This window comes from Streptomyces sp. TRD_SC_5, assembly GCF_056836825.1.
In genome coordinates, this window is the sequence record NZ_JBWZZS010000001.1 from 4,466,553 (window position 1) to 4,492,613 (window position 26,061).

Sequence of the window (26,061 nt, forward strand, 5' to 3'; positions counted from 1 at the left end):
GGTCATGCGTTCTCCCGGGCGCTGTCGACCAGGGCACCGATGCGGACACTGGCCCGGCGGGCCTCCAGATGGAGCCGGCCCACATTGACGCGCGGTTCGGCGAGGAGCGTGAGGACGGCGGACGAGCCCGCCGCGTAGGTGGCCACATAGCCGTCGTCGCCGCGCACGAGCAGTTCGCGGAAGGCGCCCTGCCCTGTCGCGTCCGTCAGCCGCACCGCGACGCCGAGCGCCGCGGCGGTGAGCGCCGCGATTCCCTCCGGTTCCACGGTCGTGGCGTCCTGGGCCAGTACGAGACCGTCGACGCTTGCTGCGAGCGCGCCCGTCAGCTGGGGGATTCGAGCTCTCAACTGCCGCAGTTCGTCGAGGACGTCGGGTTCTGCCGCCATCAGCTTTCTCCTTTCCGCGCGTTGTCTCAGGGCGCGCCTCATGAGGTGGTGGGGAGGGCCGCGCCGACGGTCCGGAACATCACAGGCTTGCCTCCAGGGCATCGCGGAGCCGGCGCAACAGGGCGGTGTCCGGGTCGTCGGCGACCCCCGCGACCCAGGCGGGCACGGGAGGCGGGGGCGCCGGAGTGTCACGGGGGGTGGCGACCGTCCCGGCCGCCGCGAGCCGCCGTACGTCGATGAGCGTGTGGAAGGCCGGCCGCCCCAGGGCCCGGGCGATGTCCCCCGGGGTGCGTTCACCGTCGGCGAGGTCGAGGACGGCGCGCTGCCTGCGGGTGACGGGCTGTCCCGACGGGCTGGTGCGGCGTACGACGGGTGCGGTGTCGGTGTCCGGGTACGGCCAGAGCTCGTCCAGCAGCTGTCTGCGCCGCCGCGACTCCCGCTCGACCAGGGCGGCGGAGACCGGGCGTACGGCGCCCAGCCAGTGGGCCGCGCCGTACCGGAAGCGGGTCGGGCCGCTGCCGGGTGCGAGGGCGAAGAACGCGGCGTCGAACAGTGCGCTCAGGTGGCACAGTTCCAGCTCACCGTCGGCCAGCCGGCCGCTGTCGACGAGGAAGCGCCCGACCCGCCCACGGGTGCCCGCCCGGTCGACGGCCTCCTGCCAGTGCTCGGCGGGCAGCCGCCCGGTCGAGGTCAGCAGTACGTCGATGCCGGGCGCGGCGGGGCTCTCGGCGTGCACGACCTCGCCCTCGACGAGGTACAGGGTGCCGTGGTCCCGCAGCAGGGCGCCGGTGGCGCGCTCGGCGGCCAGCCGGACGAGCATCGGGGACACGGTCGCGCTCATCCCAGGACCAGCCGCTCGGCCAGGCTGCTCAGGCGTAATCGGGCCAGGGCCAGATTGCCTTCCTCGCGGTCGAGCCACAGGTGCAGGAAGACGCTGCTGTCGAAGGCGGTCTCGACGAAACGCAGCAGGTGGTAGCCGCTCGGCGTGGTGATGATGACGTCCTCGACGGGCAGCCCGTTGGGGGTGAACGCCCGCTGCTCGGCGGCCATCCGGGCCAGTTCCGCGGTCTCCGCCGCGGTGGCCTCGTGGTCACCGTTGGGCGACTCCCCTTCCGTACCGAGCGCGAGCCCGCTCGTCCAGTCCACCAGGGAGGCTCCGAGGGCGCCGGGCAGAGCCATCGCCGCGAGCAGACATTCGTCGATTCCGGGCATGCGGAACCCCCCTTCCGGCGTGGCACACGGATGCGGACTGCCGGACACACGTTCTGTGGCAGTGACGAGGAGGTTACGTAAAGAGAGGGGCGCGGGCAGGTGGTTCCGGCATTTTCCACGTGCACATGCCAGCTAGCTTTCGTCTCTTGCCTTCATTACTGCTTTATTGATCGCCCAGGGACCGATTCCGATCAGAAGTAGGACGCCTGTGCGGATGTAGACGTCCGCCGGCCGGTCGGCCGGCGGGCTGGCGAGGACGATCGCGGTGATCGCGCCGAGCACCGGCAGGATCGTCGGCGTACGGAAGTGTGCGGGGCCCCTCCTGTCGCTCCTGCTGCTCCGGAATTGGTGGCCATGGGACCTCCCCCGATGTCGGTGTGGGGAAGTTTCTGCCCGGCGGGGCGCGAGTGATACCCGCGCCGGTGCGCCGGTCAGCCGTCCGACTTCTCCACGGCGGCCGCGACGTCCGCCAGGTCCTTGGCGATCGCCTTGCCCACCGCCCGCGCCCCCAGGCCGCCCAGCACCTTGGCCGGCAACCCGGTCACTCCTCCTGGCGGGACGGCGGAGAACGTCATCCGGACAGTCGTCGCGTCGGGCCCCTCGGCGCGCAGCACGAACTCCGACACGTAGTGCGCGCCGTGCGAGTCGGCCTCCACCACATAGCGCACCGGCGGCTCGCTCGCCGTCACGTGCATCTCCTCGGTGGCTTCTTTGCCCATCATCCGGCGGGTCTCGCGCCAGCGGGTGCCGACCCCGAACGTGCCCGCCGGCGACCGCTCCAGAATCTCCACCTTGTCCACGCCGCTCAGCACCAGCGGCATGCCGTCCAGGTCCGTCAGCGCGCGCCAGACCCGCTCCGGGCCGGCCGCGATCCGCCGCTCGACGACCACGCTCTTGGTTGCCATGGGTCCATGGAAGCAGCCAGGTCTGACAACCGCCCCCGGACGCGCGTCCGGCTACAGGAGCGCGTCCGCGTGCGCCCCGCCCGACTCGGCGACGATCTCGTCGAGGGTCTGCGGCGGCCGTACGACGCTGAAGCGGACCCCGTCGGGGGTGGCCGTGAAGCCGTGGATGCCGGCCCTGGCAAGGCTGTTGTAGGCGTAGTGCGCGGCCATGTAGTACGCGCCGGTGTCCAGCACCGCCGCGTGGTCGCCCTGTTGAAGCAGCGGCAGCAGCCTGTTCTCGGCGAGCAGGTCGCCCGCGAAGCACGCGGGGCCCGCCACGTCCTGCGCGACGGGCGCGCCCGGCTTGGGCAGGCCCTTCGCGTCGTACGCCGCGATGCGCAGCGGCCAGGACTCGGGGGCGTACACCGTCCGCGTCGCGATCTGGACGCCCGCGTGTGTGACGGCGATCGGCCGGGTCCCGGAGGTCTTCGCGTACTCGACGCGGGCGACGACCGTGCCGTGCTTGGCGAGCAGCGAGCGGCCGAACTCGGTGACCAGGCCGTAGCGCCCGTCGAGCAGGCCGGGGACCTGCTGCTTGAGGAGGCGGGCGTACTCGGCGTACGTCGGGGTTTCCGTGTCGGAGGTGAAGTCGACCGGGAGGCCGCCGCCGATGTCGACGGTGTCGATCTGCTGCCGGCCCGCCGCCGCGTTGATCTCCTCGGCGAGTTCGTACGCCGCTGCCACACCCCGGGCCATCAGCTCCAGCGGCAGGCCCTGCGAGCCGGAGTGCGTGTGAAGCCGGGTCATCCACGGCCGGTCGAGGTAGGCGCGTACGACCCATTCACGGGCGCCGGCGTCGAGCAGTGCCACGCCGAACTTCGAGGTGGCGGTGGCGGTGGAGAGCGCGCCGATGGCGCCGCCGCCGATCTGCGGATTGACGCGCAGGCCGATGGGGGACGTGGTCGAGGCGGATCCGACCAGGGCGTCGATGCGCGCCAGCTCCTGCGGGTTGTCGGCGTTCACCGCGATGCCGAGGGCGAGGGCTTCGCGCAGCTCGGCGGGGGTCTTGGCGGGGGAGTCCAGGACGGTGTGCGAGGGAGGCACGCCGGCGGCGCGGGCCAGGGCCAGCTCGCCCGGGCTCGCGACCTCGGCGCCGATGCCCCCGTTCTCGTACAGCAGCCGCAGGACCGGGACCAGTGGTGTCGCCTTGACGGCGAAGGCGTGCAGGACGGGAGTGCCGGGCGGGGTGACCTCGTCGAACGCGGCGCGCAGGGCGGCGGCCGAGGCGCGGATGCCGGTGACGTCGAGGAGGCCGGCGATGGGCAGGCCGGGGCCGACGATTCCCTGCTCTACGGCGGCGCGTACGGCGTGCTCACGACGCTCGGGCGCGCTCATGTCCGCGCTCATGTCCGGCTCATGTCCGAAGGCATGTGTTCCAGCCAACCATCCACTTGTACGGCGCGCAGGCGGCCGGACGTATTGACTAGTTCTATTCATCTGGCCAGGATGTGAATAGACGACAATGCAGTCACTCGCGAGGAGGCACACCATGTCAGGACCCCGACCCGTACGGGCGCCGCGCGGTACGGAGCTGAGCGCCCTGGGATGGCAGCAGGAAGCCGCCCTGCGCATGCTCCAGAACAACCTCGACCCCGAGGTCGCCGAGCACCCGGACAAGCTCGTCGTCTACGGCGGCACGGGCAAGGCGGCCCGGGACTGGCGCTCGTTCGACGCCATGGTGCGCACCCTCAAGACCCTCAAGCAGGACGAGACGATGCTCGTCCAGTCCGGGCGTCCGGTCGGCGTCATGCAGACCCACGAGTGGGCGCCGCGCGTGCTCATCGCCAACTCCAACCTGGTCGGCGACTGGGCCAACTGGGAGGAGTTCCGCCGCCTGGAGGCGCTGGGCCTGACCATGTACGGCCAGATGACCGCCGGGTCGTGGATCTACATCGGCACCCAGGGCATCCTCCAGGGCACGTACGAGACCTTCGCGGCCGTAGCGGCGAAGAAGTTCGACAACACCCTCGCCGGCACCATCACCCTCACCGCCGGCCTCGGCGGCATGGGCGGCGCCCAGCCCCTCGCCGTGACCATGAACGACGGCGTCGCCATCTGCATCGACGTCGACCCGCGCGCCATCGAGCGCCGCATCGAGCACCGCTACCTCGACGTGAAGGCCAACAGCCTGGAGCACGCCCTCCAGCTCGCCGTCGAGGCCCGCGACGCGCGCAAGCCGCTCTCCATCGGCCTCCTCGGCAACGCGGCGGAGGTGCTGCCGCGCATGCTCGCCGAGGGCGCGCCGATCGACATCGTGACCGACCAGACCAGCGCCCACGACCCGCTCGCGTACCTCCCGGTCGGCGTCGACTTCGACGACATGGCGTCGTACGCCGCCGAGAAGCCCGCCGACTTCACCCTGCGCGCCCGCGAGTCCATGGCCAAGCACGTCGAGGCGATGGTCGGCTTCATGGACGCCGGCGCCGAGGTCTTCGACTACGGCAACTCGATCCGCGGCGAGGCCCAGCTGGCCGGCTACACGCGGGCCTTCGACTTCCCCGGCTTCGTACCCGCGTACATCCGCCCGCTCTTCTGCGAGGGCAGGGGCCCGTTCCGCTGGGCGGCGCTGTCCGGCGAGGCGTCGGACATCCACAAGACGGACAAGGCGCTGCTGGACCTGTTCCCGGAGAACGAATCGCTGCACCGCTGGATCAAGATGGCCGGCGAGCGCGTCCACTTCCAGGGCCTGCCGGCCCGGATCTGCTGGCTGGGCCAGGGCGAGCGCGACAAGGCGGGCGCCCTGTTCAACGACATGGTGGGCGACGGCACCCTCGCGGCCCCGCTCGCGATCGGCCGCGACCACCTCGACTGCGGCTCGGTGGCATCGCCGTACCGCGAGACCGAGGCCATGCTCGACGGCTCCGACGCGATCGCCGACTGGCCGCTGCTCAACGCCATGGTCAACGTGGCGTCGGGCGCGTCCTGGGTCTCCATCCACCACGGCGGCGGCGTCGGCATGGGCCGCTCGATCCACGCCGGCCAGGTCTCGGTGGCGGACGGTACGAAGCTCGCGGGCGAGAAGATCCGCCGCGTACTGACGAACGACCCGGGCATGGGCGTCATCCGCCACGTGGACGCGGGCTACGACATCGCGGAGAAGACGGCGGACGAGCAGGGCGTACGTATCCCGATGCGGGAGGGCGACGACGCGTGACCTCCAGCGACCCCGTTGTGGGCAGTCGTTCCGCAGGGCGGAACGGGTGGGCACAACCAGACGACGGCCCACACCTCGCCGGTTCGCGGGCGCACGCCGAGGGCGCCGTGCCCGCGCGGGGCGGGGCAGGGGGCACTTCCCCTTCGTTCCACGAGATGTGGCGGGACCTCGCCCCCATCGGCCGTAACGCGGGCTCCGGCGGCTACCGCCGCTACGCCTGGACGGCGGCCGACCAGGACTGCCGCGCCTGGTTCAAGGCCCAGGCCGAGTCCAGGGGCCTGACGTACGAGCTGGACCGCAACGGCAACCAGTGGGCCTGGCAGGGCGACCCGCTGGCCGGGGACGCGGTCGTCACCGGCTCGCACCTCGACTCCGTCCCGGACGGCGGCGCGTTCGACGGCCCGCTCGGCGTGGTGTCCTCCTTCGCCGCGCTCGACGAACTCCGCCGCAGGGGAGCGGAGTTCACCAAGCCGCTGGCCATCACCAACTTCGGTGACGAGGAGGGCGCCCGCTTCGGCCTGGCCTGCGTGGGCTCCCGGCTGGCGGCCGGGCAGCTCACGGTCGCCAAGGCCCACGAGCTCCGCGACGCGGACGGGATCAGCCTCCCCCGGGCCATGGAAGCGGCGGGCTACGACCCGGCCGCCATCGGCCCGGACCCGGAGCGCCTGGCCCGTATCGGCGCGTTCGTCGAGCTGCACGTGGAACAGGGCCGCGCGCTGGACGTCTCCGGTGACCCCGTCGGCATCGCGTCCGCCATCTGGCCGCACGGCCGCTGGCGGTTCGACTTCCACGGCGAGGCGAACCACGCGGGCACGACCCGCCTGGAGGACCGCCGCGACCCGATGCTGACGTACGCCGAGACGGTCGTCGCCGCCCGCAGAGAAGCGCAGCTCGCCGGCGCCCTCGCGACCTTCGCGAAGGTCGCCGTCGAGCCGAACGGCGTCAACGCGATCCCGTCCCTGGTACGCGGCTGGCTCGACTCGCGCGCCGCTGACCAGGCGACTCTCGACCAGGTCATCGCGGGCATCGAGCAGGCGGCACGCGAGAACGCCACCCGGGCGGGCATCGACCTGCGCATCACGCAGGAGTCCTTCACCCCGGTGGTCGAGTTCGAGCACGCCCTGCGCGACGAGCTGGCGAAGCTCCTCGGTGACGACCGCGGTGACATCCCCGTCCTCGGCACGGGCGCGGGACACGACGCGGGTATTTTGTCCGCTTCGGTCCCGACCGCCATGCTGTTCGTACGGAACCCCACGGGCGTCTCGCACTCCCCGGCCGAACACGCCGCCGAGGACGACTGCGTCGCGGGGGTCATCGCACTCGCCGACGTACTGGAGGGGCTCGCGTGCACGTGACCTACTGGCTGGAGCACGCCTGGCTCGACACCTTCGTCGAGCCGGGTGTGGCTCTGGAGGTGACTGACGGCCGGGTCACGGCGGTCCGCAAGGACGTCCCGGCCCCGCCGCCCGGTGCCACGGTCCTGCGGGGCCTGACCCTGCCGGGCTTCGCCAACGCCCACTCGCACGCCTTCCACCGGGCCCTGCGCTCCACGGTGCAGGTCGGCTCGGGCACGTTCTGGACCTGGCGGGAGGTGATGTACGGCGTCGCCTCCCGCCTGACGCCCGAGACGTACTTCGACCTGGCCAGGGCGGTGTACGCCGAGATGGCGCTGGCGGGGATCAGCGCGGTGGGGGAGTTCCACTACCTGCACCACGCGCCCGGCGGCACGCCCTACGCCGACCCCAACGCGATGGGGGAGGCCCTGATCGAAGCCGCCGCCGAGGCCGGCATCCGCATCACCCTCCTGGACACGGCGTACCTGGCGTCGGGCTTCGGTACGCCGCCCAACCGCCAGCAGCAGCGCTTCTCCGACGGGACGGCGGATGCGTGGGCGGAGCGCGTGTCATCGCTGAAGGACCGCGACCACGCCCGTATCGGCGCGGCGATCCACTCGGTGCGGGCGGTACCGGCGGACCAGCTGGCGACGGTCGCGGCGTGGGCCCAGGCCCGTGTGACGCCGCTGCACGTGCACCTGTCCGAGCAGACCGCCGAGAACGACGCGTGCCTGGCCACGCACGGCTGTACGCCGACCCGCCTGCTCGCGGACCACGGAGTGCTCGGCCCGCGTACGACGGGCGTACACAACACGCACCTGACGGACGAGGACATCGCCCTCCTGGGCAGTACTTCCACCGGCACCTGCATGTGCCCGACGACGGAGCGTGACCTGGCCGACGGAATCGGCCCGGCGACCCGCCTGCAGAAGGCGGGGTCCACCCTCTCGCTGGGCAGCGACAGCCATGCCGTGATCGACCTGCTGGAGGAGGCACGGGCGATGGAACTGAACGAACGCCTGCGCTCACGGACGCGCGGCCACTGGACGGCGGCCTCGCTGCTGCGCGCCGCTTCGGCGGACGGGCACGAGGCGCTGGGCTGGCGCGACGCGGGGAGGATCGAGGCGGGCGCGCCGGCCGACCTCACGACGATCGCCCTGGACTCGGTGAGAACGGCGGGTCCGCTGCCGCGGCTGGGGGGCGAGACGGCGGTCTTCGCGGCGTCGGCGTGCGACGTACGCCACACGATCGTGGCGGGCCGCCACATCGTCCGGGACGGCGCCCACACCATGATCCCGGACGTCCCCCAGGCCCTGGCCAAGGCGATCACCGCCGTCTACAGGTAACCCCCCGGCCTGCCACGCCTGCGGCGGGCTCGTTCCCCACCCCGCCCCTTCCCGAACCGGGGGCAAGCCCCCAGACCCCCGACGCCCTTCGGGCGTGTCCTCAAACGCCGGACGGGCTGGATTTCGCCGAGCTGGACGGCAAGTGCGGCAGCTTCAGCCCAGCAGCCCGCCCCGGCACTTCAGCCCGTCCGGCGTTTGAGGCCGGGGTCTGGGGCGGAGCCCCAGTTACGGGAAGGGGCGGGTTGGGGAAAGCCCTGCCCGCCGCCGCACACCGCACCTCACCCCGAGAGGACCCCGTGAGCACCACCCTCGTCACCAACATCGGCAGCCTCGTCACCAACGACCCCACCCAAGGCACCGCCCCAGACCCCCTCGGCCTCATCCAGGACGCCGCCGTCGTCATCGACGGCACCCGCATCGCCTGGGCCGGCAAAGCCACCGCCGCACCCGCCGCCGACACCGCGTACGACGCGCGCGGCCGCGCCGCCATCCCCGGCTTCGTCGACTCGCACTCCCACCTCGTCTTCGCCGGCGACCGCACCCAGGAGTTCAACGCCCGCATGTCGGGCCGCGCCTACTCCGCCGGCGGTATCCGCACCACCGTCGCCGCCACCCGCGCCGCGACCGACGAGGCGCTCGAAGCGAACCTCACCCACTACCTCAGCGAGGCCCTGCGCCAGGGCACGACCACCTTCGAGACCAAGTCGGGCTACGGCCTGACCACGCACGACGAGGCCCGCGCCCTGCGCATCGCGGCGGCCCACACCGAAGAGGTCACCTACCTCGGCGCCCACATCGTGTCCCCCGACTACGCCGACGACCCGGCCGCGTACGTCGCACTCGTCACCGGCGAAATGCTCGACGCGTGCGCCCCCCACGCCCGCTGGATCGACGTCTTCTGCGAGAAGGGCGCCTTCGACGGCGACCAGGCCCGCGCCATCCTCACCGCCGGCAAGGCGAAGGGCCTGCACCCCCGCATCCACGCCAACCAGCTCAGCTACGGCCCCGGCGTCCAGCTCGCCGCCGAGCTCGACGCGGCCAGCGCCGACCACTGCACGCACCTCACCGACGCCGACGTGGACGCCCTCGCGAACAGCAACACCGTCGCCACGCTCCTTCCCGGCGCCGAGTTCTCCACCCGCGCCGCCTGGCCGGACGCCCGCAGGCTCATCGACGCGGGCGCGACAGTGGCACTCTCCACGGACTGCAACCCAGGGTCCTCCTTCACCAGCTCGATGCCGTTCTGCGTCGCGCTCGCCGTACGCGACATGGGCATGACCCCGGACGAGGCGATCTGGTCGGCCACGGCGGGCGGCGCGGCGGCCCTGCGCCGGACCGACATCGGCCGCATCACCCCCGGCGCCCGCGCCGACCTGGTGCTGCTGGACGCCCCGTCCCACGTACACCTGGCCTACCGCCCCGGTGTCCCCCTCGTGTCCGAGGTCTGGCAAAGGGGTGTGCGTACGACAGCGCACCTTGGGTAGGTGCCAGAACGTAGAGGAGGGCCTGCCCCGGATAGCGCCTGGGGCAGACCCTCACTCACATGTGTTCACATCTCGCGCGGAGCTGTTACTCCTCCACGGTCAGGCCCTTGCGCAGCTTGTTCAGCGTGCGCGACAGCAGCCGTGACACGTGCATCTGGGAGATGCCGAGCTCATCGCCGATCTCCGACTGCGTCATGTTCGCGACGAAGCGCAGCGAGAGGATCTTCCGGTCGCGAGCCGGGAGTTCGGCGATCAGCGGCTTCAGGGATTCGACGTACTCGATGCCTTCGAGGCCGTGGTCCTCGTAACCGATCCGGTCGGCCAGCGCGCCCTCGGAATCGTCCTCCTCGGGCTGGGCGTCCAGCGAGCTCGCGGTGTACGCGTTGCTCGCGGACATGCCCTCGACGACCTCTTCGTTGGTGAGGTCGAGGCGCTTCGCGAGTTCACCCACCGTCGGGGCGCGGTCGAGCTGCTGGGCGAGCTCGTCACCGGCCTTCGCGAGGTCCAAGCGCAGCTCCTGGAGGCGGCGCGGCACGCGCACGGACCAGGACGTGTCACGGAAGAAGCGCTTGATCTCGCCGACGATCGTCGGCATCGCGAAGGTGGGGAACTCGACGCCTCTGCTGAGTTCGAAGCGGTCGATCGCCTTGATCAGGCCGATGGTGCCGACCTGGATGATGTCCTCCATCGGTTCGCTGCGGGAGCGGAACCGGGAAGCGGCGAACTTGACCAGGGCCAGGTTCAGTTCGACGAGCGTGTTGCGTACGTACGCGTACTCGTGCGTGCCCTCTTCGAGGGTTTCGAGGCGCGCGAAGAGCGTCTTCGACAGGGCCCTGGCGTCCAGCGGCCCCACCTCGTCGTACGGGGGGATCTCCGGGAGCCCTTCGAGGCCTTCGAGCAGCCCCTCCGGTCCGGTCTCGGTCTGCTCGGGCAGGGCGGGCGGGGGTGTCGACGGCGCGGTCTGCTGCACAGGGCGCGTTCGCGGTTCGTCGAGCCGGGGTGACATGGTCTCCTCCATCGTTCTCGGCATATGGCTGCCGATGCCGATACGTCTGCGTGCGATGTGCGGCGCCTCCAAAGCCGGTCGTGTTGGTTGTGTCCCTACTAGCCCTACCCGCTCTTGACCAGCAGTTGCAAGTCCCTTATGTCCGAATTGATAGGCATTGAAGGGGTCTTCGGGTACCGATCGGCGCACAGAAGGCGTAGTGTTCTGGGACATCAATGACAGTCACGACTGCGAAGAGGGACGAGACGGACATGGAGCGCGGGACGGTCGGCAGCGCGAACCGGGGTCGACTCCGGGTCGCAGTTCGGACCGAGGGCCAGAGCGAGATTGTCACGCCGGCGGGTGAGCTCGATCACCACACCGCCGAGCTGCTCCGTGAACCCCTGGAGAACGCACTCGAAGCAGGGCGGTCACGGCTGGTCATCGACTGCTCGTCACTCGATTTCTGCGATTCCACCGGGCTGAATGTGTTGCTCGGTGCTCGCCTCAAGGCCGAAGCGGCCGGGGGAGGGGTCCATTTGGCCGCGATGCAGCCGGTGGTGGCGAGGGTCTTCGAGATCACCGGGGCCGAGGCTGTGTTCACCCTCCACGAGTCGCTCGAAGCTGCGATGGAAGAGTGATTTCCGCCTCAGAGGCGTCTCCTGCTGACCGGTTTCGTTACCCGCGTCACTCATCCGTACCGAAAAAGTGGGTGTTCTCACCGTTCGGTCGGGCAGGAGGTCTCTGACCCTGTCGGCCCCAGGGGGCTCAGAATGCTCCCGCTGTCCTTGCAGTGATGAATTGATGAATTGGCGAATCGGTGAGGTGAAGCGCTGATGAGCACCACCCGGCAGCCTCGGTCGGGCGACTCCGGCCGGGAGACGGCGAGCCACGGCTCGGCCTCCGCCGTGTCCGCCGCCGGCCAGGCGCGCTCCCTGGGGCTGAGCAGCGCCAGCGGCATCGTGCCTCTCGCTCGCGACTTCACCCGCCAGGCGCTGTACGACTGGGGCTGGCTCCCCGCTTCGTCGGCCGACCGGCGGGCCGCCGCCGAGGATGTCCTGCTGGTCGTCTCCGAGCTGGTCACCAACGCCTGCCTGCACGCCGAAGGGCCGGAAGAACTGCGCGTCGCGTGCGACGGCAAGGTGCTGCGCCTCGAGGTCGTCGACCGCGGTACGGGCCAGCCCGCCCCGCGCACGCCGCACCGGGCCGGGCGCCCCGGCGGCCACGGCATGTTCATCGTGCAGCGCCTGTGCCTGGACTGGGGGGTCGAGCGGGCCCAGGAGTCCTCCGGCAAGACGGTCTGGGCGGAGCTGGCCGCTCCCGCGTAGTTCGTAGTCGTAGCCGTACTCCTGGCCGTGGTCGGAGGCCCCTGACCGGGCCGGGGTTACCGGCGGTTCGCAGTCGTTCTGGTGCACGCCGATCCGGCGTGCACTTTGTCTTCCCTCGGCAAGACCTCAGGCGTACCTTGACGCCCAATCTGATGTGTCGTCAGTAACTTGCCTACCGGCATGAGGGGACTCGAGGTGTCGTACCAAAAGCGGACAACTCTCGCGCTGGCGGCGGCGGTTGCGGGCTCGGTGGTGCTGCTGGCCGCCCCCGCGGCCCATGCCGACGTCGTGGACGTCAACTACCAGTGCAAGACGCCGATCGGGAACAAGGGAGCCGTCTCCCCGATCGACATCAAGGCCGTCAAGAGCGGCAGCGCGTACAAGCTCACCATGTCCTTTCAGAAGGGCGTCTCCTCCAGCCCCGTGGAGCTGGGCAAGGGAGCGATGAAGCCGAGCGCGGTCATCAAGCTGGGCGGCGCGGAGAGCGGCACCGTGCCGGTGTCCGGCCCGCCGAATCCGGCTGCCATCCCCGCCAACACACCCATCAAAATCACCGACTTGACGGGTACGTACACGCCCGGCAAGAGCGGCAAGGTCACCTTCACGGCGTCCGTCCTGACCATCAAGGCGCTCGGTACGACCACCACCTGCACCCCGTCCAACAACCCCAAGCCGTCGCTCGAACTCGACGTCAAGGGCGCGGGCGGCGGCTCGGGCGGCTCCTCGGGCGGTACGTCGCAGGGCGCGGGCGGCGGTGGCTCGGGTGGCTCCGGCGGCGGCTCGGGCGAGCTGCCGAAGACCGGCCCGCTGGACTCCGCCCTGGCCCTCGGCACGCTCGGCGGCACGGTCCTGCTGACCGGGGCGGCCGGGGCGCTGTGGCTGACCCGGCGCGGCCAGCGGCCCACGGGCTGAAGCCGCCCGTGCAGTCGCCGCGCCGGGTCCGTCACGCCGTAGCCGTGGTACTGCTGTGCGCCGCCGCGGCCGTGCTGACGCCGTCCGCCGCCGTGGCGGACGGCGGGCCGGTCTGGACCGCGGCCCCGAGCGGCCACGGCGACGGTGGTGGCGACAGCAGGCCGTACTTCTATCTGGAGGGCGTGGCCGGCACCGTCTTCGAGGACAGGCTGGCGCTGACCAACCCGGGCGGCAAGGCCCGCACGGTCCGGCTGCGCGGCTCGGGCGCGGACGGCGGGGGATGGATCGCGCTCGCCGCAGCCGAGGTGAAGATCCCGCCGCGCACCCGTGCCGAGGTCCCCTTCACGGTGACCGTCCCGCCCGGTGCGGCGCCCGGCGACCACCCGGGCGCGATCGTCGCCTCGGGCGGTGGCCGGGAGAGGGACGTACGTGTCCATCTGCGCGTCAGCGGCCCGACGCTGGCGGCGCTGACGGTCGAGGACGTGACGGTACGGGAGCAGGGCGACGGCGCGGTCATCGAGTACGCACTGGTCAACCGAGGCAATACGACCCTCGTCCCGCGCCTCGCCGTCCGCGCCGAAGGCCTCCTCGGCGGCGAACTGCTGCGCCGCGCGCCCCGCACGCTCCCGGAGCGGCTGGCCCCCGGCGCACGCGTGGAACGCACCGAGTCCTGGCCCGGCGCCCCCACACTCGAAGTGGTGGACGTCCGCCTGACCGCGACGGCCGCCGGCGGCGCGCGGGGCGAGGCGACGGCGTCCGCGTCGTTCGTGCCCCGGGGCGCGGTGACCGGCACGGCCCTGCTGGCGCTGGGAGCCACGGGAGGAGCGGTATGGCACGTACGCCGCCGGAGAACACCACCGACGCCGCCCGCCGAACAGCACTCGGTGCAGTCAGGAGCGACAACATGACCCCCGCCACCCCTGACCGAGGCCCCGCCTTCGCCGCTGTGCGCGGCGCGGAGTCGCCGCGTGCGGGGGTGCTGTGGGCGGCGGCGCTGCTGGCCGTGCTGGTGCTCCTGCCCGCCGCCAGTGCCGCCGCCGGCGCCGACCGGCCGCCGGAGGTCACACTCAGCAAGCAGGAGGCCGGCAAGGGCGGGGACATCACCGTCAGCGGGAAGGGATGGCGGCCCAAGACCCTCCTCATGATGCTGATCTGCGGTCAGTCCGCACCCGGCAGAGGCGTGATCGGCGGCACCAACTCCTGCGCCAACTCCGACGGCCGCGCCGTGACCACCGACGCCGACGGCGCCTTCCGCAAGAAGATGCCGGTGGCCGAGCCGCCCAGGCCGTGCCCGTGCGTCGTGCACGTCGCGACGGTCACCGGCAACGAACCCGCCGCGGCGGACGCCGAGTTCAAGGTCGCCGGCCACCCCGTCGCCCCGCTCCCTCCACCCGGCCAGGACGGAAAGCTCGCCGTGCTCGCCGCGGCCCGGCTCGACGGGTCCGGCTCCGTACTGACGTGGTTCGGCGCCCCGCAGTCCCGCAGGCTCGTCGTCACCGTCGGCAATCTGGGCTCCGACCCGGTGAAGGACCCCGTCTTCGAGATCGGCACCTCGCACGGCGTCTTCGCCCCGCAGTGGGAGGAACGCCAGTGGCGGGGCACGATCCAGCCCGGCAAGAAGGCCCGGGTCGCCCTCGACGTACAGCTGTCGGCCGGGGCGCACGGTGACTACCTCGTCTCGCTCAAGTACGGGCAGAAGGTACTGGCCGAGCAGCCGTGGGGCGTGGGCCGGCCGTGGGGCGTCACGCTCTTCTGGGTCCTGCTGTGCGTGGTCGTCCCGGCGGCGGTGTTCCGTATCGGCATGGCGGTCGTCGACAAGGTCCGGCCGCGCGCACCCGGCCGCCACCGCCCGGCACCGCGCCTCCCGGCCGGATTCCGTACCCCACGCGAAGAGGCGGCGCCCGCCCCGCCTCCCGCCGGCACCACGGCCCTGCCGTGGTTCACCCCGGACAACGCACCGGGCGCGCACAACCCGATCTCCGCACCGACGCAGCCTCAGAACAGTCCGACGACGAAGGGAAATTCGTGACCACGCAACGGAGGATGAGCGCGGCCGGCGTCGCGCTGATGCTCGGCGGCGCGGGAATCCTGCTCGCGGCGAGTCCCGCGCAAGCAGCCGAAGTCTCGTACAAGACCGAGTGCATACCCCCGGCCATCTCCGGCCTGCCGCCCGTACAGGGCACTACGAAGGTGCAGATCACCGCACCCGCGGAGGCCAAGGTGGGCGACGAGATCGAGGTGGTGTGGAAGACGGTCGAGGCCGCTTCCAAGAACCCCGACGTCCTCGACCTGGACAAGGACACCGTCAAGCCGACCGGCACGGTCAAGGTGGGCGGCGCGGCGACCGTTGACCTGAAGATGGAAGGGCCGCGGCAGAACCCGCCGATCCCCAAGAACAGCCCGATGGTGCTGCCGGACATGAAGGGCAAGCTGAAGCTGGAGAAGGCCGGCGAGATCACGCTGACGCCCGACGCGTACAACATCAACGTCAGCAAGCCGATCTCCACGGACACCAAGTGCACGCCGAAGGAGACGGTCAAGGCCGCCGCGACCGTCAAGGTGACGGAGGGCGGCGGCGGTACGACGGGCGGCACGTCGTCCGGCGGCACGGCATCGGGCGGCGGCGATACGGGCGGAACCACGTCCGGCGGCACGGCGTCCACTGGCGGCACGGCGTCGTCCGGCGGCAGCTCAGCATCCGGCGGCACCACCACCGGTGGCGGCACCGCATCTGGTGGCGGCACCGCGTCCGGTGGTGGCGACGGCGGGCAGAGCGACTTCCCCGGCAAGGAGGTCACCGTCGCCTTCGAGTGCAAGTCGCCGGGCCCGGCGAGCATCAACTCCAAGGTGACGGTCAACGCCAAGAAGAACGGAGGCAGTTACGACCTGATCGTCAAGACCGCCAAGGGCGTCATGGACAGCCCGGCCGCGCTCCCGGCAGGCGCGCTGAAGCCGTCCATGGAGGTCCTGCTGGGCGGCGCCGACAAGGGCGTCGTCCCCGTGACAGGACCTCCCAACAAGGACCCGCTCGAACAGGGCAAGCCGGTGGACCTGCCGGACATGACAGGTACGTACAAGCCCGGCGCCGACGGCAAGTCCACACTCAGCCCCGGCACGCTCACGATCGACGTAACCCTGGGCGGCCAGAAGATCACCATCCCCTGCACGGTCAAGGGCAAGGCGGAGGTCTCCCTGGAGCTCGACATCTCGGCCCAGCCGGGCGGGGCGGCGGGCGGCAGTTCCGCAGGCGGTTCCACCGGCGGCGGTTCGGCCGGCGGCGGCACCGCGACCGGCGCAGGCGGCACCGACTCCGGCGGCGGCCTCGCCGACACCGGCGCGGCCGACAACGGCGGCCTGCGCGCACTCGGCCTGGTCGCCGGCACGGTGATCCTGCTGGGCGGCGCGGTCTTCACGTTCACCCCGTGGAACAGGCTCCGCGGCACGCGCTGACGCGCAGACGCCTGCCAACGGGAGAACGGGTCGGTACGAAGAGCTTTCGTACCGACCCGTTCTTGTCGCTCCCGTTGCCCCGGAAGGGGCGGGGTTACTTCACGTTGCCCATGAGCGCACGGATCTTCTTGCCGGCCGTCATGAAGGCGAGACCGGCCGCGGCGGCGATGATCGCCCACATCGTGTAGTACGCGGCGTCGCCCATCGGCGCGTTGAGCCTGGTGGTCCAGCCGTTCAGGGCGTTGCCGGTCGCGCTGGCGAGGAACCACAGACCCATGATCTGGCCGACGAAGACCTTCGGAGCCAGCTTGGTCGACAGGGACAGGCCGACCGGCGACAGGCACATCTCACCGATCGTCTGGACCAGATAGACGCTCAGCAGCCAGAAGACGGTGACCTTGCCGGTCTCGCTGTTCGCGGCGGCGGCGCCGGCGAGGCCCATGATGCCGAAGGAGCCACCGATGAGGAGCATCGCCAGGGCGAACTTCATGGGGGTGCCGGGCTCACGGTTCCGCGTGGCCAGCTTGACCCAGAGGGCGGCGAAGATCGGGGCCAGGACGATGACCATCATCGGGTTGACCGACTGGTACCAGGAGGCGGGGAACTCCCAGCCGCCGATCATGCGGTCCGTCTTCTCGTCCGCGAAGATCGTCAGCAGTGAGCCGGACTGGTCGTAGATCATCCAGAACAGCACCGCGGTCACGAAGAACCACACGTACGCCTTGATCTTCGGCCGGTCTTCGGCGCTGAGGGCGGGGTTACGGAAGATCGCGATGAAGTACACGATCGGCACGACGACGCCGAGTACGGCCAGGACGTTGACGACGTGCTCGATCTTGTACGTACCCAGCACGAGGTCGATCACCAGCGCGGCGGCGGCGATGCCGGCCCACAGGGCGACCTTGCGCAGGATCGCGCGCTTCTCCTCGGCCGAGGCGGGCTTGGCCGGCTCCTTGCCGATGTCGCCGAGATGGCGGCTGCCCAGGACGTACTGCACGACGGCGAGGGTCATGCCGATACCGGCGACGGCGAAGCCGAGGTGCCAGTTGACGTTCTCGCCGAGGTAGCCGACCAGCAGCGGGGCGACCATGCCACCGATGTTGATGGCCATGTAGAAGAGGGTGAAACCGGCGTCACGGCGAGCGCTGGACTGGCCTTCGTAGAGGCCGCCGACCATCGCGGAGATGTTCGGCTTCAGCAGGCCGGTGCCGGCTGCGATGAGTCCGAGGCCGCAGAAGAAGGCGATGTCGCTGGGAATCGCCAGGGTGAAGTGGCCCAGGGCAATGACGATGCCGCCGACGAGAACGGCCTTGCGCGCGCCCCAGAGGCGGTCGGCGACCCAGCCGCCGGGCATGGCGGCCATGTACACGACGGCGTTGTACACGCCGTAGATCGCGCCCGCGAGGACCTTCCGGTCCTCCAGGGGGCCGTCGAGAACGGCGGCCACCAAGTAGAGCGTGAGGATGGCGCGCATTCCGTACCAGGAGAAGCGCTCCCACATCTCCGTCATGAAGAGCGTGGCCATACCGCGGGGGTGGCCGAAGAAGGTCTTCTCGCCCGAGGGGGCCCCGGGGCTGTCCTTCGTCAGGCTGGACGCCATGGTCGATCCTTGCTTGCTCGGGACGCGTCCGCCTCGTGAGCGGGTACGCGCCCGGTGGGGGGCGGCCGGCGTCGCGCGAGAGGTGGCCCGGCCCGTGGTCAATCACTGTTCGGGTCGGCGATACCAATCCCGCACAGAAAGAGTCCTTTGGCGTGTTTCACTGCCTAAAGGACTCCAAGTCCTGCTACAGACGACTCGCCACGATACGCCACGACACCGGCGTATATGGAAGGACTTGAGAGATGGATCACAGGGTGGTCCGGAACCAACGGCCCTGATTCGAAGGTCGATACCAGGATCGCATCCCATGGCCGCAGGGCGGAACGATCAAGCGACGACCCGCCACGTCCCGCACCTCGCGCCGACTACCATCACCTCATGACCCGTGTACTGCTCGCCGAGGACGACGCATCCATCTCGGAGCCACTGGCCCGCGCCCTGCGTCGGGAGGGTTACGAGGTCGAGGTGCGCGAGGACGGTCCGTCCGCGCTCGACGCCGGACTCCAGGGCGGCATCGACCTCGTCGTGCTCGACCTGGGACTGCCCGGCATGGACGGCCTCGAAGTGGCCCGCCGGCTGCGCGGCGAGGGCCATGCCATCCCGATCCTGGTGCTGACCGCCCGCGCCGACGAGGTGGACACGGTCGTCGGCCTCGACGCCGGCGCCGACGACTACGTCACCAAGCCGTTCCGCCTCGCCGAGCTGCTCGCCCGCGTACGGGCTCTCCTGCGGCGCGGCGCCGGCGACCACGCCCCCGCGCCCTCCATCCACGGCGTACGGATCGATGTCGAGTCGCACCGCGCCTGGATGGGCGAGGAGGAACTCCAGCTGACGGCAAAGGAGTTCGACCTCCTGCGGGTCCTCGTCCGGGACGCCGGCCGCGTCGTCACCCGCGACCAGCTGATGCGCGAGGTCTGGGACACCACCTGGTGGTCGTCGACCAAGACCCTCGACATGCACATCTCCTGGCTCCGCAAGAAGCTCGGCGACGACGCCGCCAACCCGCGTTACATCGCCACCGTGCGGGGCGTCGGCTTCCGCTTCGAGAAGAGCTGACGTACACACACAGCCATGCGCCGCCGTCTGATCAACTCCACGCTCGCCGTGGTGCTCGTCGTCATCGCCGTCTTCGGCGTCTCCCTCGTCATCGTCGAGACGCGCACCATCAGCAACAGCGCCCAGGAGAGCGTCGACTCCGAGGCGCTGCGCCTGATCAGCGTCGTGGAGAGCCGCCTCCTCGGTGAGGAGAGCGTCAACCCGGGTGTGCTGGGCGAGCAGATCGACCCCAAGCGGTACGCCCGCATCGAGCTTCCGGGCCGCGCCCCCATCGAGATCGGCGAACGCCCCGAGGGCAGCCTCATCACGGGCGTCGCGCGAAGCGACTCCGGTGAGACCGTCACCGTCCAGGAGTCCCGCTCCACCGTCACCGACGAAGTCGGCCGAAGTCTCATGATCATCGGGGCGGTGGCGCTGCTCGCCGTGATCGCCGCCGTCCTGCTCGCCGTACGCCAGGCGAACCGGCTCGCCTCACCGCTCACCGATCTCGCCGAGACCGCCGAGCGGCTCGGCTCGGGCGACCCTCGTCCCCGCCACAAGCGGTACGGCGTACCGGAGCTGGACCGGGTCGCCGACGTCCTCGACTCCAGCGCCGAGCGCATCGGCCGGATGCTCACCGCCGAGCGCCGGCTGGCCGCCGACGCCTCGCATCAGCTCCGTACGCCGCTGACCGCCCTGTCCATGCGGCTGGAGGAGATCACCCTCACCGAAGACCTGGACACGGTGAAGGAGGAGGCGACGATCGCGCTGACGCAGGTGGAGCGGCTCACCGACGTCGTACAGCGGCTGCTCACGAACTCCCGCGACCCGCGCACCGGCTCCGCCGTCACCTTCGACCTCGACGAGGTCGTCAAGCAGCAGATCGAGGAGTGGCGCCCGGCCTACCGCAGCGCGGGCCGCGCCATCGTGCACTCGGGCAAGCACGGCATGCGGGCCGTCGGCACGCCGGGCGCGGTGGCCCAGGTGCTGGCCGCGCTCATCGAGAACTCCCTGATGCACGGTGGCGGTACGGTCGCTCTGCGTACCCGCGTCACCGGCAACCAGGCGGTCATCGAGGTGACCGACGAGGGTCCCGGCGTACCCGCCGACCTCGGTGCGCGGATCTTCGAGCGGAGTATCAGCGGCCGCAACTCCACCGGGATCGGCCTCGCCGTCGCCCGCGATCTGGCGGAGGCCGACGGCGGGCGCCTGGAAATGCTCCAGCAGCAGCCGCCGGTGTTCGCGCTCTTCCTGAGCAGGGTGGCGCTGCCCAGGGAGGAGGCGTCGCCGCCCGAGCCGACGGTCAGGTGACGCGGTCGCCTTCGGCTTCGGCTTCGATTGCGACTTCGGCCTCGACGGCCCGTGGGTCGTCCAGGAAGGGCTGCGGCGCCAGCTTCTGGAAGACCCAGGTGCGGTACGACCAGAACCGGAAGACGGTCGCGATGCCGATGCCGAGGAACTTGAACGCGTTGCTCTGGAGCGGGCTGTCCCAGCCGAAGCCGTACGTCGCGGCGTACAGCACACCGTTCTGGATCACCAGGCCGAACACGCTGAACAGCAGGAAGAGCGTCAGCTCCCTGGTCCTGCGGTTCTTGTCGCGCTCGCGGTAGGTGAAGTAGCGGAATCCCAGGTAGTTGAAGCCGATCGCGACGACCGTGGCCGCGATGCTCGCCCGTACCACCGGAATGTCGGTGAGATGGCGCAGCAGATTGAAGACGCCGAGGTCGACGAGGAGCCCCAGGCCGCCGACCGCCCCGAACTTCGCGAACTCGCGCCCGAACCGGGTCAGGCGCCTGCGAAACGGGCCGCCGTCTCGTCCACTCATGGTGTTCGCAAGCCCCGTTTCGTTCGGTGTCGTCGACGTTCGGTCGTGTCGTCAACCCAGCCATGCTAACCAGCGGCCTCCGGAGGTGCTTGGGGACGCCATCGAAGATGCGGCGCTCGTCCGCGCTCGTCTGGGGTGCTCGTCCGCGTTCGTCCGCGTGGCGGCACGTGGCCGAGCGACGCGCGGGCAGGGGCCCTCGGGCCTGCGGATACCCTGGAGGAGTGACGTTCCCCGTAGTCGGCATGGTCGGTGGCGGTCAGCTCGCCCGTATGACCCACGAGGCGGGCATCCCCCTCGGCATCAGATTCAAGCTCCTCAGTGACACCCCCCAGGACTCGGCGGCCCAGGTCGTCAGCGATGTCGTCATCGGCGACTACCGCGATCTGGACACGCTGCGCGCTTTCGCGCGCGGCTGCGACGTGATCACCTTCGATCACGAGCACGTCCCGACCGAGCACCTGCGGGCCCTGGAAGCGGACGGCATCCCCGTCCGGCCGGGGCCCGACGCACTGGTGCACGCCCAGGACAAGGGCGTGATGCGAGCGAAGCTCACGCAGATCGGAGCGCCTTGCCCGCGCCACCGCATCGTGAGCGACCCGGCGGACGCGGCCGCGTTCGCCGCCGAGACCGGCGGCTTCCCGGTGATCCTCAAGACCGTGCGCGGCGGATACGACGGCAAGGGCGTCTGGTTCGTACGCAGCGAGAAGGACGCCGAGGAGCCCTTCAGGGCCGGCGTCCCGGTCCTCGCGGAGGAGAAGGTCGACTTCGTACGGGAACTGGCGGCGAACATTGTCCGCTCCCCGCACGGCCAGGCCGTCGCCTACCCCGTCGTCGAGTCTCAGCAGGTCGACGGCGTGTGCGACACCGTGATCGCCCCGGCGCCCGGTCTCTCGGAGGAGCTCGGCGGCCAGGCGCAGGCGCTGGCCCTGCGCATAGCGAAGGAGCTCGGAGTCGTCGGCCACCTCGCCGTCGAACTCTTCGAGACGACGGACGGCCGCATCCTGATCAACGAGCTGGCGATGCGCCCGCACAACTCCGGGCACTGGACGCAGGACGGCGCGATGACGTCGCAGTTCGCGAACCACGTCCGCGCGATCCTGGATCTGCCGCTGGGCGACCCGCGTCCGCGCGCGAAGTGGACGGTCATGGCGAACGTCCTCGGCGGCGACTACCCGGACATGTACCAGGCGTACCTGCACTGCATGGCGCGTGACCCGCAGCTCAAGATCCACATGTACGGAAAGGACGTGAAGCCCGGCCGCAAGGTCGGCCACGTCAACACCTACGGCGACGACCTCGACGACGCGCTGGAGCGCGCCCGTCATGCCGCCGGCTACCTGCGAGGAACGATCACCGAATGACGACCCCTGCTGCTTCCGCTCCCGTAGTCGGCATCGTGATGGGGTCGGACTCCGACTGGCCCGTCATGGAGGCGGCCGCCAAGGCGCTGGACGAGTTCTCGATTCCGTACGAGGTCGACGTCGTCTCGGCGCACCGGATGCCGCGCGAGATGATCGCGTACGGCGAGGAGGCGGACGGCCGAGGCCTCAAGGTGATCATCGCGGGTGCGGGCGGCGCGGCGCACCTGCCGGGCATGCTGGCGTCGGTGACGCCGCTGCCGGTGATCGGCGTACCGGTGCCGCTGAAGTACCTCGACGGTATGGACTCCCTGCTGTCCATCGTGCAGATGCCGGCAGGCGTACCGGTGGCGACGGTGTCGGTGGCGGGCGCGCGGAACGCGGGCCTCCTGGCGGCGCGCATCCTGGCCGCTCACGACCCGGACCTCCTCTCCCGCATGCGGGAGTTCCAGCAGGAGCTGAACGACCAGGCGACGGAGAAGGGCAAGCGGCTGCGTGCGAAGGCGCAGGGCGCGGACTCGTTCGGCTTCGGCAAGTGACGTCCCCGGACCTGACCAGGGCCCGCGAGCTGCTGGCCGCGCACCCGGTGGTCGACGGCCACAACGACCTGCCGTGGGCGCTGCGCGAGCAGGTCCGCTACGACGTGGACCGCCGCGACATCGCCACCGACCAGTCGGCGCACCTGCACACGGACATCCCGCGCCTGCGCGCGGGCGGCGTGGGCGCGCAGTTCTGGTCGGTGTACGTACGCTCCGACCTGGCCGGGGACGACGCGGTGAGCGCCACGCTGGAGCAGATCGACGTGGTCACCCAGCTCCTGGCCCGTTACCCGGACGACCTGGCGCGAGCCCTTACGGCGGACGACATGGAGTCGGCGCGGGCGGACGGGCGGATCGCCTCCCTGATGGGCGCGGAGGGTGGCCACTCGATCAACAACTCCCTGGCCACGCTGCGGGCGCTGCACACGCTGGGCGTGCGCTACATGACCCTGACGCACAACGACAACATCGCGTGGGCGGACTCGGCGACGGACGAGCCGGGAGTGGGCGGTCTCTCCCCCTTCGGCCATGAGGTGGTCCGCGAGATGAACCGCGTCGGCATGCTGGTGGACCTGTCCCATGTGGCGGCCACGACGATGCGGGCGGCGCTGGCCACGTCGGTGGCGCCGGTGATCTTCTCCCACTCCTCGGCGCGTGCGGTCTGCGACCACCCGCGCAACATCCCGGACGATGTACTGGCGCTGCTGCCCGCGAACGGCGGGGTCGCCATGGTGACGTTCGTGCCGAAGTTCGTGCTGCCGGAGGCGGTGGAGTGGACGCGGCGCGCGGACGAGAACATGCGCGCGTACGGCTTCCACCACCTGGCGATGACGTCGGAGGCGATGAAGGTGCAGCGCGGGTTCGAGGACGCGAACCCGCGTCCGGTCGCGACGGTGGCCACGGTCGCGGACCACCTCGACCACATGCGCGAGGTGGCGGGCATCGACCACGTGGGCATCGGCGGCGACTTCGACGGGACGGCGTTCACGCCGGCGGGCCTGGAGGACGTGGCGGGCTACCCGAACCTGATCGCGGAGTTGCTGAGGCGGGGCTGGTCGGACCCGGACGTGGCGAAGCTGACGTGGCACAACGCGGTACGGGCGCTGCGCGACGCGGAGGCGGTGTCCAGGGCACTCCGACACCGCCCGGTGCCGAACGCGACACTGACCGAACTGGACGGGTAGGCCGGGTACGGCGGCGGTGCCGGTGCCGGTACTGCCTGGGGGCTTCGGGGTCGGTGCCGCGCCGGGGCGTCTCCTCGGGTGCCGAACGTTCGGGCAACGCGCTTCGTTCGGCCTGGTTGCATTCGACACCCTGCGGGGAGCGCCCCGCCACGTCCCCTCCTGCCACCGCGACCGATGGACCGGGATGGGGCGCGCCCCCAACCCCCTCGAAGGCCCACCACCGACCCGCAGGACCCGACGCCGGGCACGGCCGGCCCCACCGGAAGCCTGCGCCTCTCAAGGCTCCTCCGCCTACGGGCGGCCGGTTCTCTGCCGTGTCGGGTGGTCCCGGGGGGTGAATGCGTCAAGGGTCTGCGGGGGCCGGCGGTGGGTGTGGTCCGCTGGAAGCCTGCGCTTTTCATCGCGCTCCTCGTACGGGCGGGCCGGGTAGTGGTTACCGGCAACCGTCACCCCGGGGGTCTGGGGGCGTGCCCCCAGTTCGGGAAGGGGCGGGTAGGGGAAGCCCCGCGCAGCGGCCCCCCGACTCCGCCGCACGCACGGGCCGTACCCCGAACGCACCACTCGCCGCGAACCCTCGCCGCTCCCGTGGCACCGTGGCCGTACTGCGTCCATGAATTCGGAGTCCCGTCATGGCAGATCTGCAGGACGACCCGCACTCTTCGTCCACCACCGCGGTCGGCGAGCTCGACCGAATAACGCCGACGGCCGTCCCGAACCACACGGAACCCGCACGACCGGAGTCCGTGCTTCAGCCCGCGCCGCCGGCAGAGATCACCGAGCTCGAGCCCGAGCCGCCGACAGAGCTCGTCGATCCCGATCTCGTCGAACCCGAGCCCGAGCCCGGGCTCGAGCCCGAGCCCGAGCCCGAGCCCAGCGAGCCCCAGCTCGCGCCCGCCGTCCCCCAGGACAGCCTCAGCCGCGCCCGCGCGCTCCTCGTCGAGCATCCCGTCGCCGACGGGTACAACCACCTCGCCCGGACCCTCGGGGAGCGCCAGTGGCACGATCTCGAACTCGGTGAGAGCACCCTCGACACCGACATCCCCCGCCTGCGCACCGGCGGCGTAGGCGCCCAGTTCTGGTCGCTCCTCGTCCCGGCGGAGTACGCCGGCGACCGGGCCATCAGCGCCACGCTCGAGCAGATCGACCTCGTCAAGAAGGTCGTGGCGGCCTACCCCGAAGGCCTGCGCCTCGCCCTCACCGCCGGCGACATGGCCGACGCCCGCAACTGCGGACGCATCGCCTCCCTCCTCGGCCCCGTCTCCGGCCACGCCCTCGGCGAGTCCCTGGGCACGCTCCGCGCCTACCACGCACTCGGCGTACGCAGCCTCGCGTTCGTCGGCACGCGCTGGGCAGGGGCCAAGGGGGAGGGGCTGACCCCCTTCGGGCAGGAAGTCGTACGGGAGATGAACCGCCTCGGCGTACTCATCGACCTGACCGGCGCCCCGGCCGAAACCGTGCACGGCGTGCTGTCCGTCAGCCGCGCCCCGGTCGTCCTCTCCCACTCGGGCGCCCGCGCGCTGACCGACGCCCCGGCCAACGCCTCCGACGACGTACTGCGCGCCCTCACCCCGTACAAGGGCGTCTGCATGGTCGGCTTCGCCCCCGAACAGACCGTGCGCCGGGTGGCCGATCACCTCGATCACGTGCGCGAGGTGGCGGGCAGGGAGTGTGTGGGACTGAGCGGCATGTACGGGGCGGATGTGGCGGACGTACCGCACGCGAACGACCTCCGGGACGTCTCCTGCTACCCGCATCTCATCGCGGAGCTTCTCGACCGCGGTTGGGACGGGGCCGACATCGCCCTGCTGACGTGGGGCAACGCCGCACGGGTGGTACGGGACACGGAGTTCACCTCCCGCGCCGCCCGTCGGCGCCGCCCCGTGCCCATCGCCCCGTGACGGCGGTCGCCGATCAGGAGGAGCAGAGGCAGAACGGGTGCCGCGCCCGCCGCCCGAGGAGCTGACGAGGCGGCGGGCAGGAAACGC

Annotated in this window: 24 protein-coding genes and 1 pseudogene; 16 read left to right on the forward strand and 9 right to left on the reverse strand. The window is 71.2% G+C overall.

The window, feature by feature from the left end:
- Window positions 1–2: 2 nt before the first annotated feature.
- The 6 genes and pseudogenes from AC1P0E_RS20690 to AC1P0E_RS20715 form a co-directional block, all read right to left on the reverse strand.
- A complete protein-coding gene (locus AC1P0E_RS20690) occupies window positions 3–428 on the reverse strand; it encodes a roadblock/LC7 domain-containing protein (protein ID WP_482743628.1) in 426 nt (141 codons plus the stop codon).
- A 37-nt stretch (window positions 429–465) separates the two neighbouring features.
- Window positions 466–1,227, reverse strand: a complete 762-nt coding sequence (locus AC1P0E_RS20695; RefSeq protein WP_482743629.1) for a transcriptional regulator — start codon at window positions 1,225–1,227, stop codon at window positions 466–468.
- Entirely contained in the window at window positions 1,224–1,598 is a 375-nt protein-coding gene (locus AC1P0E_RS20700) for a hypothetical protein (protein ID WP_482743630.1), read from the reverse strand. Before AC1P0E_RS20700 ends, AC1P0E_RS20695 begins: the two co-directional genes overlap by 4 nt.
- Before the next feature lie 132 nt (window positions 1,599–1,730).
- Window positions 1,731–1,931: pseudogene (locus AC1P0E_RS20705) on the reverse strand (amino acid permease); the annotation flags it as partial.
- Window positions 1,932–2,029: 98 nt separating this feature from the next.
- On the reverse strand, window positions 2,030–2,503 hold the full coding sequence (locus AC1P0E_RS20710; protein WP_482743631.1) for an SRPBCC family protein: 474 nt from the start codon (window positions 2,501–2,503) through the stop codon (window positions 2,030–2,032).
- A 51-nt stretch (window positions 2,504–2,554) separates the two neighbouring features.
- On the reverse strand, window positions 2,555–3,889 hold the full coding sequence (locus AC1P0E_RS20715; RefSeq protein WP_482743632.1) for a type III PLP-dependent enzyme domain-containing protein: 1,335 nt from the start codon (window positions 3,887–3,889) through the stop codon (window positions 2,555–2,557).
- Window positions 3,890–4,031: 142 nt separating this feature from the next.
- Here AC1P0E_RS20715 and hutU point away from each other — a divergent pair, with 142 nt between their 5' ends.
- The 4 genes from hutU (at window position 4,032) to hutI (ending at window position 9,860) form a co-directional block, all read left to right on the forward strand.
- Complete coding sequence (gene hutU, locus AC1P0E_RS20720; RefSeq protein WP_482743633.1) at window positions 4,032–5,696, forward strand: urocanate hydratase; 1,665 nt, start codon at window positions 4,032–4,034, stop codon at window positions 5,694–5,696.
- A gap of 155 nt (window positions 5,697–5,851) precedes the next feature.
- On the forward strand, window positions 5,852–7,051 hold the full coding sequence (locus tag AC1P0E_RS20725) for an allantoate amidohydrolase (protein ID WP_482743634.1): 1,200 nt from the start codon (window positions 5,852–5,854) through the stop codon (window positions 7,049–7,051).
- Complete coding sequence (locus AC1P0E_RS20730) at window positions 7,042–8,376, forward strand: formimidoylglutamate deiminase (protein WP_482743635.1); 1,335 nt, start codon at window positions 7,042–7,044, stop codon at window positions 8,374–8,376. Before AC1P0E_RS20725 ends, AC1P0E_RS20730 begins: the two co-directional genes overlap by 10 nt.
- A 296-nt stretch (window positions 8,377–8,672) precedes the next feature.
- Window positions 8,673–9,860, forward strand: a complete 1,188-nt coding sequence (gene hutI, locus AC1P0E_RS20735) for an imidazolonepropionase (RefSeq protein WP_482743636.1) — start codon at window positions 8,673–8,675, stop codon at window positions 9,858–9,860.
- Window positions 9,861–9,945: 85 nt separating this feature from the next.
- Here hutI and AC1P0E_RS20740 read toward each other — a convergent pair whose 3' ends face one another.
- The gene (locus AC1P0E_RS20740; protein WP_482743637.1) at window positions 9,946–10,866 is read right to left on the reverse strand and encodes an RNA polymerase sigma factor SigF; all 921 of its coding nucleotides are present in this window, start codon (window positions 10,864–10,866) and stop codon (window positions 9,946–9,948) included.
- Window positions 10,867–11,117: 251 nt separating this feature from the next.
- On the opposite strand from AC1P0E_RS20740, the gene AC1P0E_RS20745 reads away from it, so the two are divergent.
- The 6 genes from AC1P0E_RS20745 to AC1P0E_RS20770 all read left to right on the forward strand — a co-directional run bounded on the left by AC1P0E_RS20745 (window position 11,118) and on the right by AC1P0E_RS20770 (window position 16,535).
- Complete coding sequence (locus tag AC1P0E_RS20745) at window positions 11,118–11,486, forward strand: STAS domain-containing protein (RefSeq protein ID WP_482745838.1); 369 nt, start codon at window positions 11,118–11,120, stop codon at window positions 11,484–11,486.
- A 195-nt stretch (window positions 11,487–11,681) separates the two neighbouring features.
- Window positions 11,682–12,173 (forward strand): ATP-binding protein, encoded by a 492-nt coding sequence (locus tag AC1P0E_RS20750; protein WP_482743638.1) that lies wholly within the window; start codon window positions 11,682–11,684, stop codon window positions 12,171–12,173.
- A gap of 195 nt (window positions 12,174–12,368) precedes the next feature.
- Window positions 12,369–13,085, forward strand: coding sequence for a peptidase (locus tag AC1P0E_RS20755; RefSeq protein WP_482745839.1), 717 nt, complete (start codon window positions 12,369–12,371; stop codon window positions 13,083–13,085).
- A gap of 8 nt (window positions 13,086–13,093) precedes the next feature.
- Window positions 13,094–13,993, forward strand: a complete 900-nt coding sequence (locus AC1P0E_RS20760) for a COG1470 family protein (protein WP_482743639.1) — start codon at window positions 13,094–13,096, stop codon at window positions 13,991–13,993.
- On the forward strand, window positions 13,990–15,114 hold the full coding sequence (locus tag AC1P0E_RS20765) for a hypothetical protein (RefSeq protein WP_482743640.1): 1,125 nt from the start codon (window positions 13,990–13,992) through the stop codon (window positions 15,112–15,114). The genes AC1P0E_RS20760 and AC1P0E_RS20765 overlap by 4 nt, the downstream gene beginning before the upstream one ends.
- 14 nt (window positions 15,115–15,128) lie before the next feature.
- Window positions 15,129–16,535, forward strand: a complete 1,407-nt coding sequence (locus AC1P0E_RS20770; protein WP_482745840.1) for a hypothetical protein — start codon at window positions 15,129–15,131, stop codon at window positions 16,533–16,535.
- 94 nt (window positions 16,536–16,629) lie between these two features.
- Here AC1P0E_RS20770 and AC1P0E_RS20775 read toward each other — a convergent pair whose 3' ends face one another.
- On the reverse strand, window positions 16,630–18,135 hold the full coding sequence (locus tag AC1P0E_RS20775) for a peptide MFS transporter (RefSeq protein WP_482743641.1): 1,506 nt from the start codon (window positions 18,133–18,135) through the stop codon (window positions 16,630–16,632).
- A 378-nt stretch (window positions 18,136–18,513) separates the two neighbouring features.
- Between AC1P0E_RS20775 and AC1P0E_RS20780 the strand changes: the two genes are divergently transcribed.
- Entirely contained in the window at window positions 18,514–19,191 is a 678-nt protein-coding gene (locus AC1P0E_RS20780) for a response regulator transcription factor (protein ID WP_482743642.1), read from the forward strand.
- 15 nt (window positions 19,192–19,206) lie between these two features.
- Window positions 19,207–20,481 (forward strand): ATP-binding protein, encoded by a 1,275-nt coding sequence (locus AC1P0E_RS20785; protein ID WP_482743643.1) that lies wholly within the window; start codon window positions 19,207–19,209, stop codon window positions 20,479–20,481.
- Here the strand turns inward: AC1P0E_RS20785 and AC1P0E_RS20790 are convergent.
- Window positions 20,474–20,995 carry a GtrA family protein gene (locus tag AC1P0E_RS20790; protein WP_482743644.1) on the reverse strand — a complete coding sequence of 174 codons (522 nt, stop codon included), beginning with the start codon at window positions 20,993–20,995 and terminating at the stop codon, window positions 20,474–20,476. The two genes, AC1P0E_RS20785 and AC1P0E_RS20790, sit on opposite strands and share 8 nt — an antisense overlap.
- Before the next feature lie 107 nt (window positions 20,996–21,102).
- Here AC1P0E_RS20790 and AC1P0E_RS20795 point away from each other — a divergent pair, with 107 nt between their 5' ends.
- From AC1P0E_RS20795 to AC1P0E_RS20810, 4 genes are all read left to right on the forward strand, one after another.
- A complete protein-coding gene (locus AC1P0E_RS20795) occupies window positions 21,103–22,356 on the forward strand; it encodes a 5-(carboxyamino)imidazole ribonucleotide synthase (protein WP_482745841.1) in 1,254 nt (417 codons plus the stop codon).
- Window positions 22,353–22,892, forward strand: a complete 540-nt coding sequence (gene purE, locus AC1P0E_RS20800) for a 5-(carboxyamino)imidazole ribonucleotide mutase (protein WP_482743645.1) — start codon at window positions 22,353–22,355, stop codon at window positions 22,890–22,892. The genes AC1P0E_RS20795 and purE overlap by 4 nt, the downstream gene beginning before the upstream one ends.
- Entirely contained in the window at window positions 22,889–24,076 is a 1,188-nt protein-coding gene (locus tag AC1P0E_RS20805; RefSeq protein ID WP_482743646.1) for a dipeptidase, read from the forward strand. The genes purE and AC1P0E_RS20805 overlap by 4 nt, the downstream gene beginning before the upstream one ends.
- Window positions 24,077–24,705: 629 nt before the next feature.
- A complete protein-coding gene (locus AC1P0E_RS20810; protein WP_482743647.1) occupies window positions 24,706–25,974 on the forward strand; it encodes a dipeptidase in 1,269 nt (422 codons plus the stop codon).
- Window positions 25,975–26,061: the final 87 nt, after the last annotated feature.

Bases quoted from the DNA above. Each gene is read 5' to 3' on its own strand.
- AC1P0E_RS20795 (WP_482745841.1), top strand. From the start codon at position 21,103: ATGCGGCGCTCGTCCGCGCTCGTCTGGGGTGCTCGTCCGCGTTCGTCC.
- AC1P0E_RS20765 (WP_482743640.1), top strand. From the start codon at position 13,990: ATGACCCCCGCCACCCCTGACCGAGGCCCCGCCTTCGCCGCTGTGCGC.
- AC1P0E_RS20790 (WP_482743644.1), bottom strand. From the start codon at position 20,995: ATGAGTGGACGAGACGGCGGCCCGTTTCGCAGGCGCCTGACCCGGTTC.
- AC1P0E_RS20740 (WP_482743637.1), bottom strand. From the start codon at position 10,866: ATGTCACCCCGGCTCGACGAACCGCGAACGCGCCCTGTGCAGCAGACC.
- AC1P0E_RS20700 (WP_482743630.1), bottom strand. From the start codon at position 1,598: ATGCCCGGAATCGACGAATGTCTGCTCGCGGCGATGGCTCTGCCCGGC.
- AC1P0E_RS20750 (WP_482743638.1), top strand. From the start codon at position 11,682: ATGAGCACCACCCGGCAGCCTCGGTCGGGCGACTCCGGCCGGGAGACG.
- AC1P0E_RS20710 (WP_482743631.1), bottom strand. From the start codon at position 2,503: ATGGCAACCAAGAGCGTGGTCGTCGAGCGGCGGATCGCGGCCGGCCCG.
- AC1P0E_RS20725 (WP_482743634.1), top strand. From the start codon at position 5,852: ATGTGGCGGGACCTCGCCCCCATCGGCCGTAACGCGGGCTCCGGCGGC.
- purE (WP_482743645.1), top strand. From the start codon at position 22,353: ATGACGACCCCTGCTGCTTCCGCTCCCGTAGTCGGCATCGTGATGGGG.
- AC1P0E_RS20770 (WP_482745840.1), top strand. From the start codon at position 15,129: ATGAGCGCGGCCGGCGTCGCGCTGATGCTCGGCGGCGCGGGAATCCTG.
- AC1P0E_RS20780 (WP_482743642.1), top strand. From the start codon at position 18,514: ATGACCCGTGTACTGCTCGCCGAGGACGACGCATCCATCTCGGAGCCA.
- AC1P0E_RS20690 (WP_482743628.1), bottom strand. From the start codon at position 428: ATGAGGCGCGCCCTGAGACAACGCGCGGAAAGGAGAAAGCTGATGGCG.
- AC1P0E_RS20695 (WP_482743629.1), bottom strand. From the start codon at position 1,227: ATGAGCGCGACCGTGTCCCCGATGCTCGTCCGGCTGGCCGCCGAGCGC.
- AC1P0E_RS20810 (WP_482743647.1), top strand. From the start codon at position 24,706: ATGGCAGATCTGCAGGACGACCCGCACTCTTCGTCCACCACCGCGGTC.
- AC1P0E_RS20775 (WP_482743641.1), bottom strand. From the start codon at position 18,135: ATGGCGTCCAGCCTGACGAAGGACAGCCCCGGGGCCCCCTCGGGCGAG.
- AC1P0E_RS20715 (WP_482743632.1), bottom strand. From the start codon at position 3,889: ATGAGCGCGGACATGAGCGCGCCCGAGCGTCGTGAGCACGCCGTACGC.
- AC1P0E_RS20785 (WP_482743643.1), top strand. From the start codon at position 19,207: ATGCGCCGCCGTCTGATCAACTCCACGCTCGCCGTGGTGCTCGTCGTC.
- hutU (WP_482743633.1), top strand. From the start codon at position 4,032: ATGTCAGGACCCCGACCCGTACGGGCGCCGCGCGGTACGGAGCTGAGC.
- AC1P0E_RS20745 (WP_482745838.1), top strand. From the start codon at position 11,118: ATGGAGCGCGGGACGGTCGGCAGCGCGAACCGGGGTCGACTCCGGGTC.